Below are 17,425 nucleotides of genomic sequence, written 5' to 3'. Positions count from 1 at the left end.
ATTGCCCCGCTGCCGATCATGCGCCGGTCTCCGTTCCGGCGGCGGAATCCCGCTTCGCCCTGACAGCATGGCGGCGGCGACGCGGCGCTTGGATGGCCGCATGCACCCTCGCCAGTTCGCGCCGCTGCCAAGCCGCCTCGATGGCAAAACATTCATTATAGCGCAGGCCCCAGATGCGCCCGCCTTCGCCATCCTCATCAATGCAGATCAGGCCGATGCCCGTGGCATCCAACCCAAGCCGGGCAAACGCTTCATGGACCTCCTGCGCTACCAGTCCGGTGTGCCAGCGTTGCCCATCGACAAAGCGGAACCGCCGCCAATCGACCCCGCTCCATGCGTCGAGCCAGTCGTCAGGGATGGCCTCGATATCCCGCTTGGTTTCGCGATCCGATGTCGCGATCGTCCCCGTGGCAGCAAACAACTGTGTCCAGCGCGCTCCCGCCGTCCCGAGTGACCGGACGTTGTCGGTCCCCGGCCTGACCGAAGCGGCCCCTGCCGCCATCAGCGTTGTCGGCACATATAATGCGCCCACAGTCAGGCCACTGTTGCCGCATAACAGCACTTCACCGGCGACCATGCGGATCCCCGAAGCGACCGTATGAACCGGCATCCATTGCAAGCTGGTGCCATAATAGGCCGCGTCGAACATCCAAGACCCGACAGCCATGTTGACCGCGCCCATGTAGCAGGCACTTGACGGCTGGCCGGCGCTCAGGCGTATCTGGTGCCAGATACCAGCCGCGGACTGCACATCGATCCGCGATTGTGCCGCAGCTCCTCCAGTGCCCAGCGCGACATTGCCATTGGCGTCCCGCGCCAGCACCGCCGATCCCGGCACATTGACCCAGCCGCTTCCGCGTCGCACCGTGATCTGGTCCGCCGCGTCGATCAACGTAGCGCTGCCGTGCCCGGTTGAAACCGGCTGCCGGCTGTCGAGCGCGGCTTGCAATCCCGTCACATCGCCCAAAACGTGGCTATGTGCACTCAGCGCATAATTGCCCGCCGCCTGCTTGCCATTGAGCGCCGCCTGAAGGCCTGTCACCTCCCCAATCTCCGGCGGTACGCTGGCCTCGGCAAACCAGTTGGCGCCCACGGTCAGTGCCACGCTCTTCAGTCCTGCGGCAAAATCCACCCGCGCCCCGCCTGCCGACGAAGCGGATATGGTCAGCCGAACCAGCCGCCCCTGCCCGTCGATCTGGCCAATGCCATTTTCCCATTGCGCCGGGTCGGTGATCCCCGCCACGGCGTAACAAAAGCTGGCACCCACCGGCACCGCATCGGCAAAGCGGCGGTGTCCCGGCAAGGCTCCGCCGAGCACCAGCGGGCCCGTTCCCGTCGCCGTGCAGCTTTCACGCACCAGATCAGCAAAGACATATTGCGGAACCGCCACAGCCCCCTCCTCTTGCTCATCATCCAAAGAAAAAGGGCGCGGTCGCCAGACCACGCCCCGAACAATGCTGTCCATCGTGCACAAGCCCGCGCGTTCGCCTGCGGACGGGAAAGCGCACCCGGCCCAAAGGGCCTAAGAACGCGCGTCCGACTTCGGACGGCAAGGCCGGACAATTACGTCGCGCTGAACCGCATCAGCTTGATCGCTTCCGAATTGACCAGCGCGCCGCCGACCCGCTTCGTCGCATAGAAATGCACGAACGGCTTGTTCGAATAGGGGTCGCGCAGAACCGATGTTTCGCCGCGATCGGCGATCACATAGGCCGCCTGGAAATTGCCAAAGGCGATCGACAGGCTGTCCGCCGCCACCGCCGGCATGTCCTCGGCCTCGACCACGGGGAAACCGAGCAGCGTCCCCGGCTGGCCAACCGTCAGGCCGGGGGACCAGATGAAAGCCCCGTCGCTCGTCTTCATCTTGCGGATGCGCGCCAGCGTGTCGCTCGCCATGACGAACACCGCGCCCTGGCGATAGGGCGCCCTCAGCGCATGGACGAGGTCGACCAGCCGGTCCTGCGGGCTCGCCGCGGCAAAATTGCCCGCCGCACCCGCCGCGACATATTGCACCGTGCCATAGGCGCGCACCGCGTCAGCCTCTGCCGTCACCGGATAGGTGGTGAAACCCTTGGGCTGGTTGGTGCCATTGCCGGTGACGAACGCCGCACCCTCGGCGCGGGCGAATTCGCGCGCCACCTCATCAGCCAACCAGGCCTCGACATCGAACATCGCATCGTCGAGCATCGCCTGGCTCGCCGCCGGATTGGCATAGAGATGGCCCGAAGGCGGCACCACCTCGTTGAACGCCGGCGTATTGGTCATCGGCCGCGCCGCTGTTTCGGCCACCCAGCCCGAAGGCGTGCCACCCACCGCGATCAGCTTGCGATAGCCCGCCGTGCCCGTCGTCACCACATTGGCGATGGCACGGATCGGCGACACGCTCTTCAGCGTCCGGTCGATCATCGCGTCAATCTCGCGCGGTACGGCAAAGCCGCCATCGCTGTTCGGCGTACCGGTCACGCTCTTCATCTCGACCCCGGCCTCCAACCCGCGCCGCAGATAGCGCTCGACAAAGGCCGTGCGCGCCGGATCCACTGCGTCCGCCGCGCCCTTCACGCCATCAAGCGGCAAGCGCGCCGCCCGCAACGCCCCCGCCTCGACCCGCGCCTTGAGCCCCGCGACCTCCGCCGTCAGCGCCGCCAGCGCATCTCCGGTTTCCGCCGCCTCAAAGGCCGCGTCAAATCCGTCCGCTTTCACTTCCAACATGCCCATACTCCTCGGTTGAAACGAAAAAGGCGGCCCAAAGGACCGCCCTGCCAACAGTCCCTCCCTTCCAAGGGAGGGGTTGGGGTGGGTGCGAGCGACAGCGAGCCGCGCCGCCGGCTCACACCAATCACCCCACAGCTATCACCCGCGCCCCCGGCTGCATCGGCTGCGCCACCACACTCACCTCGACCAGCTCAATCGCCTCCAGCACCCGCGTCGCCAGCCCGTCGCGCCCCGGCAGTCCTGCCCGCGACGCCTTGACCCGGTATCCGAACGACAGCCCGTCCACCGCGCCTTCGCGCAGCATCGCCGCCACTTCGCGCGCCGTCGCTCCCTCACCCTCGATCCGCGCCACCACGCGGAGGCCCCGGGCATCCTCGGCCAGCGTCTCGACCGTGCCAATCCGCCGCGCCGGGTCATGCTGCCACAACAGTGGCACCGCCCCTGATCCCAGGCTGGCAAAGGCCCCCGGGCGGATCACATCGCCGCCCCGGTCGCGCACGCCAAACAGCGCGGCATAGCCCGCAAACCGAAATGGTTCATATGTGCCGCTCATTTGAGCCACGCGCCAAAACCCATCTTGACCGCGATGCCGATCAACAGGATGGCAAGGAATCCGCGCACCACCCAATCAACCACCGCTTTCCAGGCGCTGCGCTTGGCGTCGCGCCAGGCCGCCAACAGCTGCCGCAGCTCGGCAATGTCGTCGCGCGCGCTTTCGTCCGACAGGCCGATGCGCATCATCGCCCGTTCCGCCCCGGCCTCGCTCGCCTGCTCGATCAGCGCGCGGACGTTGGTCAGGTCACCGCCACGTTCGTCAGCCAGCCGCACCAGCCGCGCCAGCACATCCTCGTCACCGCTCATGCCGCTGCTCCTCGATCATCTGTCACGGCGCTCAGGCCCAGCATCGCCCGCTTCTCCGCATCGTTTAGGAAATCCGCGGCGCTCACCCGCGCCCACAGCCGCTCGCGGTCCTCTGACAGGGCGGTCACCCGGTCGGGATCGACCCGCAGCCCCGCGTCCATGCCCCAGCTCGCCAGCGCCTGATTGATCGCGCCGAGGATCGTCCCAGCCAGCGGCAGCACCGTCAGCCGCCACAGCGCCCGGCTCGCTTCGCGATAATTGGCATAGGTCGCATCACCGCTCAGCCCGGCGAGCATCGGCGGCACGCCAAAGGCCAGCGCGATGTCGCGCGCCGCACTGTCTTTCAGCGCGATGAAGTCCATGTCGGCGGGGGACAGGCTCATCGCCTGCCAGCTCAATCCGCCTTCAAGCAGCATTGGCCGCCCCGCATTGGCGCTGCCCTGGAACTGCGCCTCCATCTCGGCCTTCAGCCGGTCAAACTGCTCAGGTGACAAAGCCGCGCCCCGCTCACCCGGATCATAGACCAGCGCACCTGATGGCCGCGCCGCATTGTCGAGCAGCGCCTGGTTCCATACCGCCGCCGCATTATGCACCGCCACCGCCCGCGCCGCCGCGCTCAGATTGCCCAGCCCATAATGGTCGTCGAGCGGGTGAACCGCCTTCACATGCGCCACCAGCACTCGTCCCCGCCCGTCTTCGGCCGGAAGGCGTATCGTCTGCGATCCGGCGCGATAGGCAAAGGCCAGCGGCCAGCCGCGCCCATCGGTCTCGACCACCACCCGCTCGGGCCGCAGCGCGAACAGCTCACTCAGCGGCCCACTTTCGTCACTGGCGATCAGCTGGATATAGGCATTGCCATGCAGCAGCATCTGCGTCGCCACCGTTGCCAGCAACGCCTGCCCGCCGCTTTGCGCACCGATCAGCGCCAGCGCCGCAGCGCCCCCCGGCGTATCATCCGCCACCAGCGGCGCCCCGCCGACAGCTTCGGCGACGATCCGGCACACCCGCTGCGCCACCGGATTGGCGCAATAGGCGGCGCGCACCTGCTCCTCCCAACTGCGCGGCAAGGCACCCACACCCGCCCCGCCGATCCAGGAAGCCGTCCGCGCCAAAACCGCCCGCGCCGGAGTCCGGCGGGACTTGATACCAAAAAGGTTCATGATCTATCTCCGAAAGAACCAAATCATGCAGTTTCAGACAAATGCACACGGCCCCGACACTCCGTGCCCCCGGCTTGACCGGGGGCCCATGGTCCAACGCGTTTCTCCGCAATCGACGCGGGCGGCATAAGGCGAGCCCCGGCCATGGGTTCCCGGTCAAGCCGGGTACATGGCGGATAAAAAAGCTTCTCCTCACCATCGACTTGCGATGGGCCCGCGCACTTCAAACGATCCTCCCTATCGACCTGCGATGGGGAGGTGGCGCGCCTGCGCTATCGCTTGCGATAGGGGAAGCCGGAGAAGGCCCGTAACGGAGGGGCGGCCCTCACACCCCACGCACCCGCGGCTCTGCGCTGCCCATCAGCGCCCACAGCGCCCAGACCAGCGCATCCGCCCGGTCGGGGGATCGGCCCGGCCCGGCATAATCGCCGCCGGCGCCCAGCGCGCACATCTCGTCCTCCAGCTTGGGGAAGCGCCCCAGGTGCCGCACCCGGCCATTGGCATAATGCACCGCCACCGGCTCGGCCCGCGCCGCCTTGTTGCGGCTGGCGTGGACCAGCTGCACCGGCAGCCCCGCGTCCGCCGCCTGCAACACGCTGCGCACCATCTCGCCGCCATTGTTCGCCTCGGCGACCACCCGGTCGGCGCCCCAGTCACGCGCCGCCTCTGCCACCGCACCTGCCCAGCCATCGGGCGGCAGATTTTCGACACTGCGGTCATCAAACACCACACAGCGCCCGTCGCCACAGCGCCCCGCTACGATGATGCCACAGGCATCGCCCCGGCTGCCCGCCGGCGGATCGACGCCGATGACAATGCGCACCACATCCACCGCCGCCAGCGCCTCTGCATCGCCCGGCCGGATGGCCGAACCACGCGCCTCCTCTATCTGCCGCCGGTCCCACAGCGCACCGGCCACCGCCTCGATCAGTTCGCCGCCCAGCTCCTGCCGGCCCAGCGCCGTCTCGCCATAGGCTTCGTCCATCGCCCTCAGCCAGTCGGCGGACAGGTTCGCTGCATTATCATGCGTCGCCCCGCCGCTTGTCACCAACCCCGCGCTGTTCAATATCGTCTGCAACACCGGCACCATGCGCGGCGTGGTCGTCGCCACCACCCTTGGTCGCTCGCCCATGCGCAGACCGAGCATCAGATTGCTCCACGCCTTCACCGCCCGGTCACCGCCATCGCCGACCGTCGTTCCCCACCGCGCCACTTCATCGGCCCAGCCAAAATGATGCTGCGGTCCCCGCAGACCTTCGGGTTCGGCGGCCGAAAAGCAGCGCGCCAGGCTCCCGCCCGGCCACACCAGCCGCTTCAGCCCCGGTTGCCACAGCGGCCGCTCGCCGCGCTCGGCAATGTTGAGCAGGCCCGCCGGGCCCTCGATCATCACATCACGCACATCCTGCTGCGTCGCCCCGACCAGTGCGATCTGGCAACCGGGATAGGCGCGCGCCAGTCCGTCAATCCATTCCGCCCCAGCCCGAGTCTTGCCAAATCCGCGTCCGGCCATGATCAGCCAGATACTCCAATCGCCCTCCGGCGGTCGCTGCTCGCGGCGGGACACCACATCCCAATGGCGCTCGACCATCGCCCAGGCATCCTCGCCGATCAGCGTGCGCAACCGCTCACGCTGGCGGTTTGACAAGGCGTCGAGCCGGGCCTTGACACTGGATTGCGAACCATATCGGCTCGACAGGTCAGTCACGATCCGCCTCTTTCAAAATCTCACGCACCCCTGCGGACAACAGCTGCACCGCCGCCTCAACCCGCGCTTGCCGTTCAGCCATGGCTTCCGCTTCGCGCTCGGCATCCTCACTGCCAATCCGCACCAGCCCGCTTCGGCCTATGCGTTGCAGCGTCAGCGATGCTTCGTCATGCCGTGTCCGCCGGGTCAGCACTTGCCCGTCCTCCGACGCCCGCTGCTCGACCACCACCTCACGCCCGAACCGCCCCTGCGCCAGCGCCCGCATTTCCAGATCGGCCACCGCATCAGCCTTGGCCTGGTCCCATCGTCGCGCGAAATCCGGGTCCCGCCGCCGCTTGGCATAGACTGTCTGCAAACAGACGCCCGCCGCCTTGGTCGCCCCGGTCACATTGCATGTCTCAGTCAGATGGGCGAAAAAGGCGGCCTGCTTGTCCTCGTCAAACCGGTCACCACGCGCCGCGCGCAATTGCGCTGTCTGGCCGGGCTTGCCACCGACCAGGATCGTCGCCGGCTCCTGGCCCGTGCCTCGCTTGTTCCTGCCCTTCGCCGCCTTGACCCGCTTGCCGCCCACCATCGCCACCTCCTGCCACCGCACGCAAAAAAGACCGCCTCCCCTTCGGGAACCGGCCTGCTTCGCGACTCGCATTTTTCGACTATGACCACAATGTGCCACATCAGCGTTACGATGTCAATATGTTTTTACCTATTTGGTTCTACGTCTCCTCCCCCTTGGATGGAGGAAGGACGCGGAGACTTGGAAGCGCGCTGCCTCTGTCACCGCTGGATGGGGGTGGTGCCCGCGCAATCATGCCTCGACCCAAACCCCCTGCCCTTGCAGGCGATGGCCCCCACCCTTGCCCTCACCCGCCGCAGCCGCTACGCCCCGCGCCCATGCTCAGACGTCTCTATGACTGGATGATGGCCAAGGCCGCGCATCCCCACGCGACCCGCTGGTTGTTCGCCTTTTCCTTCATGGAATCGAGCTTCTTTCCCATACCGCCGCACCCGCTGCTTGGCCTGATGTGCCTTGCCCAGCCACAGCGGGCGCTGCGCTTCGGCGTGATCTGCACACTCGCCTCGGTGCTTGGTGGCCTGTTCGGCTATGCCATCGGCTATTTTGCTTACGAAACCATCGGCGTTGCCCTGCTCCAGGCACTCGGCCTGTGGGACAGTTTCCCCAGGGCCGCCTGTTATCTCAACGCCTATGGCGCAGAAATCATCCTGCTCAAGGGTGCGACCCCCATCCCGTTCAAGCTGCTGACGCTGACCGCCGGGTTCATCCAGATGAACCTCGTCACCTTCATCCTCGCCAGCATCGCCAGCCGCGCCTTCCAGTTCATGCTGGTCGGCTTCCTGTTCTGGAAATTTGGCGCCCCGATCAAGGCGTTCATTGAAAAATATCTGGCCTGGCTGTCGGCGGCCTTTGCCGTTGCGGTCGTCGGCGGATTCATAGCCTTTGCCGCCCTGTCGGGCACCGGCGCCGCCACCTCCGACCAGTGCAGCTCCGCCACCCACGCTGATCTGCGCGTCTAACCCTCCTCTCCCGCCTGCGGGAGAGGATAACGATGGTTACGGACCTGCCCGCTACTGCAGCTTGGAGCAGGTGAGTCCCGCCAAGCGCCGCCCAAACTCACACCGCAAACAGCATCGCGTCGTCGGCAAAGGCCTTGAACTCCAGGGCATTGCCCGAAGGATCGCGCAGGAACATCGTCTTTTGTTCACCCGGCAATCCGGCAAAACGCAGCATCGGCGGATGGACAAAGGCCACCCCCGCCGCCGCAATCCGGCCCGCCAGCGCGTCAAACCCCGCCATCGTCAGGACAATACCGAAATGCGGCACCGGAATGTCGTGGCCGTCGACCGGATTGCTGCCGGCATCACCTGCGCCTTCCACATAGTGGACAACAAGCTGATGTCCCTGAAAGTCAAAATCCACCCAATGGTCTGACGACCGCCCCTCGGGGCACCCCAGTACCTCGCCGTAAAATCGCCGCGCTGCGGCAAGATCGGTCACAGGGATGGCAAGGTGAAACGGACGCAGGGTCATCGGGGCAACTCCATGGGATACTCAATCCCCGATAGCGCACCCCCACCCGCTTTGCTATTCCCGCGGCCGATGGCCAGCACCCTCACCCGCTTCCCCCGCCTTGCCGCGCTCCTCGCCGGTCTCGCCAGCGCCACCGGCTTTGCCCCGCTTGGCCTGTGGCCGGTGACATTGATCGCGCTGGCGTTGCTCCTCCACTTGATCAGCGGCGCCACCACCACCCGCCGCGCCTTGCTGCTCGGCTGGTTGTTTGGCGTCGGCCATTTCGCGCTGGGCAACAACTGGATCGCCACCGCCTTCACCTATCAGGCCGCGATGCCCGCCTGGCTCGGCTGGATCGCGGTCATCCTGCTGTCACTGTATCTCGCGGTTTACCCCGCCCTCGCCGCCGCCAGCGCATGGTGGCTAGTCAAATTGGTGGAGCGCCGCAGCGCTGCCCACAACGCCACCCTAACCCTCACCCTCCTCTTCGCCGCCACATGGATCATCACCGAATGGCTGCGCAGCTGGGTCTTCACCGGCTTTGCGTGGAACCCGCTGAGTGCGATCTGGCTGTCGGATAACCACGCCCACTTTTCTGAACTAATTCTACCCCTGCTTGGCAGCTATGGTTGGTCCGGAATAGTTATTCTCATTGCGGGTGGACTGCGGGCGCAGTTTTTGGAGTTCCCATGGAACAGGCGCAATCCGCTTCCTGAACCGCCCGTTCGCCAGCAATTGGCCGCACAGGTGGGTGTTGCTGTCCTGATTACAGGTGTTGGCCTGCTCGTCTATCTGGATGTCGGCCGTCCAGCCGACTCGACCCCCAACTTGGACGGCCCACCCATCACCATCGTCCAGCCCAACATTGATCAGGGCGACAAGTGGGACATGGAGCAACGCCGCGCCAATTTCACCAAACTCGCCGGCCTCTCCCCTCCGCAATCCGCCGATGCCGCGCCGCGCCTCCTGCTCTGGCCCGAAGCAGCCGTCCCCGATTATCTCGAAAGCGGCTATCCGCTCGACTGGTATATAGAGCCTGCCAGCTTCGTGCGCGCCCGCCTCGCGGCGCTGCTCGGCCCCGATGATCTGCTGCTGACCGGCGCCGTCCGGCTGGAAAGCAACGCCGCCCGCACCGATGTCGCCGGTGCACGCAACAGCGTCTTCACCCTCAATGCCCGGCAACAGCTTGGCCCGCGCTATGACAAGGCGCACCTCGTCCCCTATGGCGAATATCTGCCGATGCGGAGCATCCTCGAACCGCTCGGCCTCTCCCGCCTTGCCCCCGGCGCGGTCGATTTCTGGCCCGGCCCCGGCCCCCGCACGCTTGATCTGGGCCGCTTCGGCAAGGTCGGGGTGCAAATCTGCTACGAAATCATCTTCTCCGGCCAGGTGGTGGATCGCGCCAACCGCCCTGCCTTCCTGTTCAACCCGTCCAACGACGCCTGGTTCGGCAGCTGGGGCCCGCCACAGCATCTGGCGCAGGCCCGCATGCGCGCCATAGAGGAAGGGCTGCCGGTCATCCGCTCAACTCCCACCGGCATCAGCGCGATCATCGACGCCGATGGCCGCATCATCGACTCCATCCCGATGCACCGCGCCGGCCGTATCGACGGCTTTGTGCCCGCCGCGCACCGCCCAACGCCCTTCGCCCGCTGGGGCAATGCCCTGCCGCTCGCCTTTGCCGCGCTCCTGCTCGCATTTGGTCTCATGCCGCTTGCCCGCCGCCCTGCAAAACGCTAGTGCGAAACCGCACATAAAGATTTCTTTATACGCAGACACAGCAACATTGACTGGGAAAACCATGCGTTCAAACTATCTCTTCACCTCCGAATCCGTCTCCGAAGGCCATCCTGACAAGGTCTCGGACCAGATCAGCGACGCCATCGTCGACCTGTTCCTCTCCAAGGATCCGGAAGCCCGCATCGCCTGCGAAACCCTCACCACGACCCAGCTGGTCGTCCTCGCCGGCGAAATCCGCTGCAAGGGCGTCTATGAAAATGGCCAGTGGGCATCCGGCGCGCAGGAAGAAATCGAAGCCACCGTCCGCCGCACGGTCAAGGAAATCGGTTATGAGCAGGACGGCTTCCACTGGGAAAAGTTCGAATTCATCAACCGCCTGCACGGCCAGTCGGAACATATCGCCCAGGGCGTCGATGCCGGCGACAACAAGGATGAAGGCGCCGGGGACCAGGGGATCATGTTCGGTTACGCCACCGACGAAACCCCGGACCTGATGCCCGCCACCCTTTATTACAGCCACAAGATCCTTGAGCGCATGGCGGCTGACCGCCACTCGGGCGCGGCACCGTTCCTTGAGCCCGATGCCAAGAGCCAGGTGACCCTGCGTTACGAAGGCAGCCTGCCGGTCGCCGCGACCGCTGTCGTCGTCTCGACCCAGCACGCTCCGGGCTATGACGAGGGCGCCAAGGAAGCCGAACTGCACGCCTATGTGAAGCGCGTCGTTGCCGACGTCATTCCGCCAGTGCTTCTGCGTGAAACCGAATATCACATCAACCCGACCGGGAGCTTTGAAATCGGCGGGCCTGATGGCGACGCAGGCCTGACCGGGCGCAAGATCATCGTTGATACCTACGGCGGCGCGGCTCCGCACGGCGGCGGCGCCTTCTCGGGCAAGGACCCGACCAAGGTTGACCGCTCGGCGGCCTACATCACCCGCTATCTCGCCAAGAATATCGTCGCCGCCGGTCTCGCCACCCGCTGCACGATCCAGCTGGCCTATGCCATCGGCGTGTCCAAGCCGCTGTCGCTCTATGTCGATACGCATGAAACCGGCACCGTCGGTGATGACCTCATCGAAGCGGCGATCATGCGCATTGAAAAGCTTGGCGGCCTCACGCCGCGCGGCATCCGCACCCACCTCGGCCTCAACAAGCCGATCTACCGCAAGACCGCTGCCTACGGCCACTTCGGTCGCAAGCCTGAAGCCGATCTCTTCCCCTGGGAAAAGACCGATCTGGTGGAGGACCTCAAGGCCGCGCTGGCGTAACCCACGCATAGCAAAGACCTCCCTGCCCCCTCCCCGTCCATCAGCGATGGGGAGGGGGCAGTCTTGTCTGGCCCATGGGCAAAGGGAGCGCCCGCTCCCCCCTTTCTCCCTCCCCTTTGCCAGCCACCGCACAGCGCGCTATGCCCGGCGGATGAACCGCACCCACACGCGCATCACCCTGCTCGCCGCCCCGCTCGCTTTGTTGCTCGCCGGCTGCGCCATCATCCCCACGCCGGCCACCCCCGCCGCAGAAACGGCGGCCGATCCACAGGCCGCCTTCATGGCGCGGCTCAATGTGCTCTGTGGCAAATCCTTTGCCGGACGGATCGTCGGCAGCGCGCCCGCCGGCGCAGATGATGACATGGCCGGCCAGCCGATGGTCATGCATGTGCGCAGCTGTACCGGGACCCGCGTCGAAATCCCCTTTCACGTCGGCACTGATCACAGCCGTACCTGGATCATCACCCGCACAGCCACCGGGCTACGGCTCAAGCATGATCACCGGCACCAGGATGGCAGCAGCGACGCCGTGACCCTCTATGGCGGAGACACCGCCACACCGGGCAGCCCAACCCGCCAGGCCTTCCCGGTCGATGCAGAAAGCATCTCCAGTTTCCGCGCCAACGGGCTAGATCGATCCGTGACCAATGTCTGGGCGGTGGAAGTCAGCGCCCCGACTGATCCCAACCCCCGTTTCGTCTACGAGCTCAGCCGCCCCGCCGGCCCCAACGCCCGCCTGTTCCGGGTAGAGTTTGATCTGAGCCGGGAGGTAGCGACACCGCCCACGCCGTGGGGGTGGTGAGGGGGTAATCCCCCTCTAAGGCGCAGCGTCGCCCCGGACTTGATCTGGGGCCGCTCTCGTCGTGCCGCGCCCAGCAACGACGAATTCAGCGCCGCTGCCGCCGCGGGCAATCGCGAAGGCCGCGCATCAACTGGGGCACTGTAAAGGCGGTGATAATTCCCGCCGCGATCAGCGCGGCGATCAACGTTGCTGGCCCAGTCGTGGGCAGCATTATCATTCCGATTGCGATGGCGATTGCCCAAGTCACCACAATTCCCACGGCGGAAAGCGCGGCCAATACACATCCTTGCAACATGTCAGTTACTCCCTGCTGGAGGCGGACATTATGCACTGCCGTCAGCGCGGACCGCGTGATGGGGAACACGCTGGGCCGTTGTTCCCAGCTCCCAGACGTGTAGGGATCCTTCACCTCACTCCATTAAGTTTACAGTCCGAAACAGGCCCTGAAACCCGCAGGCGGCCGTTGAATCCTCCCGCTGGAGTGTCAACCAGTGTCAACCTGTCGGCGGGAGCTTTTGCGCCGACGTGGGTGTTACCCTGTGTTACCTTTGGCGGGTCAACTGTGCGCGACCGCGCCGAGCGCCAGCGTGGCCGAACCCAGTCCGAACGACAGGTTGTAACGCAGTGGCATCCACCATGGCGGGCACCAGCCAGGGTGGCGGGCCACCAATGCGCGGTCGATCATCGCGCTGGCGGCGATGGCGATGCCCAGCACGATCAGCGACGGTCCCGGCCAGGGGTCGCCAAACACCCATGGCAGATAGGTCAGAAGCGCGATCAGGCTGGGAGCAACGGCGGCGACCCACAGCCAGCCGGGCGCTGTTTCTCCGCGCGCCTGGGCGGTCGCGGCAATGCCCCACCACAGCCCGCCAAGGAAGCTGAAGATCAGCGCGGCATAGCCATAACCGATGGCAAGCGCGGCATATCGCCAGTCCGCCCCGCCGAACACCGCCGCCAGCACTGCGGCGAATTGCGGCAACAGCCCTGCTCCGCCAAGGATCAGCGGATAGCGCGGGATACGGCGCGGGGTGCCGGGCGGGGGAACGGACGGCCCGCCCGGTCTGCTCGTGCCCTCAGTCATGCTCCCGGCCACCGGCGCCGAGATAGAGTTCGCGTCCTGCCTCGTCATAGGCCTTGCTCATTTCCGCCATGCCCTTTTCCGCTTCGTCCGCCGCGACGAACTGGTCGGCGCTCTGGTTCTGCAACTTGGCAAAGTCGCGCACTTCCTGGCTGATCTTCATCGAACAGAATTTGGGGCCGCACATGGAACAGAAATGCGCGCTCTTCGCGCCTTCCGCCGGCAACGTCTGGTCGTGGTACTGCTCAGCCGTATCGGGGTCGAGGCTCAGGTTGAACTGGTCGCGCCAGCGGAATTCGAACCGGGCGCGGGACAGGGCGTCGTCGCGCATTTTCGCCGCCGGGTGGCCCTTGGCAAGGTCCGCCGCGTGGGCAGCGAGCTTGTACGTGACGACGCCGACCTTGACGTCATCCCGGTCGGGCAGGCCCAGATGCTCCTTGGGCGTGACATAGCAAAGCATGGCCGTGCCGTACCAGCCGATCATCGCCGCGCCGATTCCGCTGGTGATATGGTCATAGCCCGGCGCAATGTCGGTGGTCAGCGGCCCCAATGTATAGAAAGGTGCCTCGCCACAGACTTCGAGCTGCTTGTCCATATTCTCCTTGATCTTGTGCATGGGCACATGCCCCGGCCCTTCGATCATCACCTGCACATCTTCCTTCCACGCGCGGTGGGTCAGCTCGCCCAGCGTGTAGAGCTCGGCAAATTGCGCCTCGTCATTGGCATCGGCAATCGATCCGGGGCGCAGGCCATCGCCCAGCGAATAGGCGATGTCATAGGCCTTCATGATCTCGGTGATTTCGTCGAACCGTTCATAGAGGAACGATTCCTTGTGATGCGCCAGGCACCATTTCGCCATGATGCTGCCGCCGCGGCTGACAATGCCGGTTACCCGCTTCGCCGCGAGCGGCACATAAGGCAGGCGGACACCGGCGTGGATGGTGAAATAATCGACGCCCTGCTCGGCCTGTTCGATCAGCGTGTCGCGGAAAATTTCCCAGGTCAGTTCCTCGGCAATGCCGCCAACCTTTTCCAGTGCCTGATAGATGGGGACAGTGCCGATGGGGACGGGCGAGTTGCGGACGATCCATTCGCGCGTGTCATGGATGTTGCGGCCGGTGGAAAGGTCCATCACCGTGTCGGCGCCCCAGCGGATCGCCCAGACCATCTTGTCGACCTCGTTCGCCACATCGGACGCCACAGCGCTGTTGCCGATGTTCGCGTTAATCTTGACGAGGAAATTGCGACCGATCGCCATCGGCTCGCTTTCTGGGTGGTTGATGTTGTTGGGGATGATCGCACGGCCGCGCGCGATTTCGTCACGGACAAATTCGGGGGTCACATAATCGGGGATCGATGCGCCAAAACTTTCGCCGTCGCGGGCATATTCGCGGAGCATTTCGCGACCGAGATTTTCGCGCACCGCGACATATTCCATCTCCGGCGTGATGATCCCGCGCCGCGCATAATGCATCTGGCTGACATTCATCCCCGGCTTGGCGCGCAGCACCTTCTTGCGGACATTGGGGAAAGGATCCACACCGCCCGACCGGTCCGGGCCAAGCTGGCCATTGTCCTCGGGGCGCACCTCGCGCTGGTCGACTTCCTCGACGTCACCACGGCTCCGAATCCAGTCGCGCCGCAGTTCGGGCAGGCCGGCGCGAATGTCGATCGTGGCGTTGGCGTCGGTGTACGGCCCCGACGGGTCATACACGCGCAGCGGTGGCTCGCCGCAGGACGGCTCGAGCATGATCTCGCGCATGGCGACCTTGACCGCCGGGTTGCCGGGTGCGGGCACATGGATCTTGCGGCTGCCGCGGATTGGGCCGGTGGTAATGCCCGGCGTGGTGCCGCGCTGATCGCCAGCCTTGCGGTCAATCTCGGTGCGGGCGGGTGCGTCGGCCATCATGTCTCTCCTCGATGGGCGAGGGGTGGATGGCGGGGAACGGGCGCTGCGCGCCGGACCAGACCACTCCCTCCGCCCGTGCTAACGGGTTCAGGTTCTACGGGTCGGGCGATGCTAACCGCCCCTCTCAGCGAAAGCTCGCTCCCCGGGGATGGGGCAGAGATAGGCCTGCACCATCAGCGGGGCAAGAGGGCACTAGGCCATGGCGGGTCGCAACGCGCTGGCAAAGCTGGTGAACAATATCCGCGTGTCGGTCGCCAGCGTTGCAGGCAGAGCCTCGGCAAATCCGCTCAGCGCCCCGGCGCCGGTCAGCGGGCTTAACTGCGCCTGCATGCCCCAGTCCGGGCATTCGCGAGTCGCGCGCTCCTCAGTGCGCAGATAGACGATGTCCGTATGGCGTGGATCGTTGGCAATCCGGGTCATCACATCCATGACATGCTGCCCCTCACCCTCCAGCAACTGCATGAAATGCAAGCTGTTCCAGAGCAGCAGGCCGGTGATGCCAAGGCGGCTGTTGGCGAGCTCTGCCCGCCGGGCGAGTTCGGCGACAGCCTGTTCGTTCGACCGCATCATCATGCGGCTGACATAGATCAGTGACAGCATCGCTCCGTTCTCCCTTGCCCCGGTGCGCTGTCACGGTTGTGACGATTGTTTCGCTGAATGCAAGAGCGGCGAGGCGGCTGCTCCCGCGGGTTCCTGTCAACCGTGAGAGGCCCGTTCAGCCGCGCTGGACTCGGGGCCGCATCCATGGCCTTATCCGTTTGGAGAAGAGAAACGGAATAAAGGAGAGAGCGAGCATGGGTTTGCCACGCGTTTGCATCATTGGCGCAGGCTGTTCCGGTTTCACCACCGCCAAAAGACTCAAGGATCATGGCATCCCCTTCGACGTCTATGAGGCGTCGGACAACATCGGAGGCAACTGGTATTACAACAACCCCAACGGCCTCTCATCCTGTTACCAGAGCCTGCACATCGACACATCGAAATGGCGGCTCGCGTTCGAGGACTATCCGGTTCCGGCAGAGTGGCCGGATTACCCGCACCACGCACAGTTGCTCCAGTATTTCCATGATTATGTCGACCATTTCGGACTTCGTGAAAGCATCCGCTTCAACACAAGGGTCGAGAAGGCTCAACGACGCGATGGCGGTGGCTGGGATGTAACGCTCTCAAGCGGAGAGACGCTCTTCTATGATGCGCTCGCTGTCGCCAATGGTCATCACTGGGCGGCCCGCATTCCGGACTATCCCGGAACATTCGATGGCCCTCAGCTGCACAGCCACCATTATCGCAGCCCGTTCGAACCGGTCGACTGCATCGGCAAGCGGGTGTTGGTCGTAGGCATGGGCAACAGCGCGATGGACATCGCGTCCGAACTGTCGCAGCGGCCCATGGCGCAAAAACTGTTCGTCTCGACCCGGCGCGGCGTCTGGATTTTCCCCAAATATTATCGCGGCCAGCCGCTCGACAAGAATCCCGCCCCCGCCTGGATGCCTAAAGGATTGCGCCAGTGGCTCGGCGCGCGGATGGTCAAAAATCTGGTTGGCAAGATGAGCGACTATGGCCTGCCCGAACCCGAAATCGGTCCATTCGAAAGTCATGGCACCGTCTCGGGCGAATTCCTGCTGCGCGCGGGATCAGGCGACCTCACCATGAAACCAGGGATCGAACGGCTCGACGGCAATGGCGTTGTGTTCACTGACGGCAGCCGCGAAGAGATTGACGTCATCGTCTGGGCGACAGGCTATGACATCAAATTCCCCTTCTTTGACGAGCCATCCTTCTGTGCTGACGAGGACAATCGTCCTCCGGCGCTGTTCAAACGGATCATGAAGCCGGGAGTGCCTGACCTGTTTTACATGGGGCTGGCCCAGCCTCTGCCCACGCTGGTCAACTTTGCCGAACAACAATCCAAACTGGTGGCCGCCTATCTGACCGGCCAATATGCTCCGCCTTCAACCGCGGAAATGGAACGGGTCATTGTCGCTGACGAAGACTATTACACCGGCCATTATTATGCCGCCCGACGTCATACGATCCAGTTGGATTTTGACCACTATGTGCGCGCCCTGAAAAAGGAACTGGTCAAGGGAGCGAAACGAGCGGCAGCGCAAGGCAACAGATTGCCCGTTCCGTCGCGCCAAAGTGAAGCGGCCTGAAATCGGGGA

Annotated in this window: 17 protein-coding genes and 1 riboswitch; of the genes, 5 read left to right on the top strand and 12 right to left on the bottom strand. The window is 65.0% G+C overall.

Annotation, left to right across the window (positions count from 1 at the left end; all coding sequences use genetic code 11):
* Positions 1-16 precede the first annotated feature (16 nt).
* The 7 genes from GV829_RS07890 to GV829_RS07860 all read right to left on the bottom strand — a co-directional run bounded on the left by GV829_RS07890 (position 17) and on the right by GV829_RS07860 (position 7,012).
* Positions 17-1,465: a tail fiber domain-containing protein gene (locus GV829_RS07890; protein ID WP_169945581.1), complete on the bottom strand. Its 1,449-nt coding sequence runs from the start codon at positions 1,463-1,465 to the stop codon at positions 17-19.
* 98 nt (positions 1,466-1,563) lie between these two features.
* On the bottom strand, positions 1,564-2,709 hold the full coding sequence (locus tag GV829_RS07885; protein ID WP_169945579.1) for a phage major capsid protein: 1,146 nt from the start codon (positions 2,707-2,709) through the stop codon (positions 1,564-1,566).
* A gap of 127 nt (positions 2,710-2,836) precedes the next feature.
* On the bottom strand, positions 2,837-3,265 hold the full coding sequence (locus GV829_RS07880) for an HK97 family phage prohead protease (RefSeq protein WP_169945577.1): 429 nt from the start codon (positions 3,263-3,265) through the stop codon (positions 2,837-2,839).
* Complete coding sequence (locus tag GV829_RS07875) at positions 3,262-3,573, bottom strand: DUF6127 family protein (protein WP_169945575.1); 312 nt, start codon at positions 3,571-3,573, stop codon at positions 3,262-3,264. The genes GV829_RS07880 and GV829_RS07875 overlap by 4 nt, the downstream gene beginning before the upstream one ends.
* Positions 3,570-4,733: a phage portal protein gene (locus GV829_RS07870; protein WP_169945573.1), complete on the bottom strand. Its 1,164-nt coding sequence runs from the start codon at positions 4,731-4,733 to the stop codon at positions 3,570-3,572. The genes GV829_RS07875 and GV829_RS07870 overlap by 4 nt, the downstream gene beginning before the upstream one ends.
* A 325-nt stretch (positions 4,734-5,058) precedes the next feature.
* Positions 5,059-6,438: a DNA-packaging protein gene (locus tag GV829_RS07865; RefSeq protein WP_246202775.1), complete on the bottom strand. Its 1,380-nt coding sequence runs from the start codon at positions 6,436-6,438 to the stop codon at positions 5,059-5,061.
* Positions 6,431-7,012 carry a hypothetical protein gene (locus GV829_RS07860; RefSeq protein ID WP_169945571.1) on the bottom strand — a complete coding sequence of 194 codons (582 nt, stop codon included), beginning with the start codon at positions 7,010-7,012 and terminating at the stop codon, positions 6,431-6,433. Before GV829_RS07860 ends, GV829_RS07865 begins: the two co-directional genes overlap by 8 nt.
* A 317-nt stretch (positions 7,013-7,329) precedes the next feature.
* Between GV829_RS07860 and GV829_RS07855 the strand changes: the two genes are divergently transcribed.
* Complete coding sequence (locus GV829_RS07855; RefSeq protein WP_169945569.1) at positions 7,330-7,971, top strand: YqaA family protein; 642 nt, start codon at positions 7,330-7,332, stop codon at positions 7,969-7,971.
* Between the two features lie 97 nt (positions 7,972-8,068).
* Here GV829_RS07855 and GV829_RS07850 read toward each other — a convergent pair whose 3' ends face one another.
* Positions 8,069-8,485 carry a VOC family protein gene (locus tag GV829_RS07850; protein WP_169945567.1) on the bottom strand — a complete coding sequence of 139 codons (417 nt, stop codon included), beginning with the start codon at positions 8,483-8,485 and terminating at the stop codon, positions 8,069-8,071.
* A gap of 69 nt (positions 8,486-8,554) precedes the next feature.
* On the opposite strand from GV829_RS07850, the gene lnt reads away from it, so the two are divergent.
* The 3 genes from lnt to GV829_RS07835 all read left to right on the top strand — a co-directional run bounded on the left by lnt (position 8,555) and on the right by GV829_RS07835 (position 12,273).
* Entirely contained in the window at positions 8,555-10,204 is a 1,650-nt protein-coding gene (gene lnt, locus GV829_RS07845) for an apolipoprotein N-acyltransferase (protein WP_169945565.1), read from the top strand.
* Positions 10,205-10,265: 61 nt separating this feature from the next.
* Positions 10,266-11,471 (top strand): methionine adenosyltransferase, encoded by a 1,206-nt coding sequence (gene metK, locus GV829_RS07840; protein ID WP_169945563.1) that lies wholly within the window; start codon positions 10,266-10,268, stop codon positions 11,469-11,471.
* Positions 11,472-11,622: 151 nt separating this feature from the next.
* Complete coding sequence (locus GV829_RS07835; RefSeq protein ID WP_169945561.1) at positions 11,623-12,273, top strand: hypothetical protein; 651 nt, start codon at positions 11,623-11,625, stop codon at positions 12,271-12,273.
* 85 nt (positions 12,274-12,358) lie between these two features.
* Here the strand turns inward: GV829_RS07835 and GV829_RS14380 are convergent, their stop codons facing one another.
* The 4 genes from GV829_RS14380 to GV829_RS07820 all read right to left on the bottom strand — a co-directional run bounded on the left by GV829_RS14380 (position 12,359) and on the right by GV829_RS07820 (position 15,860).
* Positions 12,359-12,490 carry a hypothetical protein gene (locus tag GV829_RS14380; RefSeq protein WP_281356108.1) on the bottom strand — a complete coding sequence of 44 codons (132 nt, stop codon included), beginning with the start codon at positions 12,488-12,490 and terminating at the stop codon, positions 12,359-12,361.
* A gap of 339 nt (positions 12,491-12,829) precedes the next feature.
* Positions 12,830-13,354 (bottom strand): DUF3429 domain-containing protein, encoded by a 525-nt coding sequence (locus tag GV829_RS07830; RefSeq protein WP_169945559.1) that lies wholly within the window; start codon positions 13,352-13,354, stop codon positions 12,830-12,832.
* Positions 13,347-15,257 carry a phosphomethylpyrimidine synthase ThiC gene (gene thiC, locus GV829_RS07825; RefSeq protein WP_425505447.1) on the bottom strand — a complete coding sequence of 637 codons (1,911 nt, stop codon included), beginning with the start codon at positions 15,255-15,257 and terminating at the stop codon, positions 13,347-13,349. The genes GV829_RS07830 and thiC overlap by 8 nt, the downstream gene beginning before the upstream one ends.
* 50 nt (positions 15,258-15,307) lie before the next feature.
* Positions 15,308-15,415: riboswitch (TPP riboswitch) on the bottom strand.
* Positions 15,416-15,452: 37 nt separating this feature from the next.
* Positions 15,453-15,860 (bottom strand): BLUF domain-containing protein, encoded by a 408-nt coding sequence (locus tag GV829_RS07820; protein WP_169945557.1) that lies wholly within the window; start codon positions 15,858-15,860, stop codon positions 15,453-15,455.
* 194 nt (positions 15,861-16,054) lie between these two features.
* On the opposite strand from GV829_RS07820, the gene GV829_RS07815 reads away from it, so the two are divergent.
* On the top strand, positions 16,055-17,416 hold the full coding sequence (locus GV829_RS07815; RefSeq protein ID WP_169945555.1) for a flavin-containing monooxygenase: 1,362 nt from the start codon (positions 16,055-16,057) through the stop codon (positions 17,414-17,416).
* The last annotated feature ends 9 nt before the right edge of the window (positions 17,417-17,425 follow it).

The sequence above is a fragment of the Sphingomonas lacunae genome, from assembly GCF_012979535.1.
GTDB classification, from domain to species: domain Bacteria; phylum Pseudomonadota; class Alphaproteobacteria; order Sphingomonadales; family Sphingomonadaceae; genus Sphingopyxis; species Sphingopyxis lacunae.
Note: the sequence above shows the minus strand (reverse complement) of the source record. Positions and strands in the feature narration are given on the sequence as shown.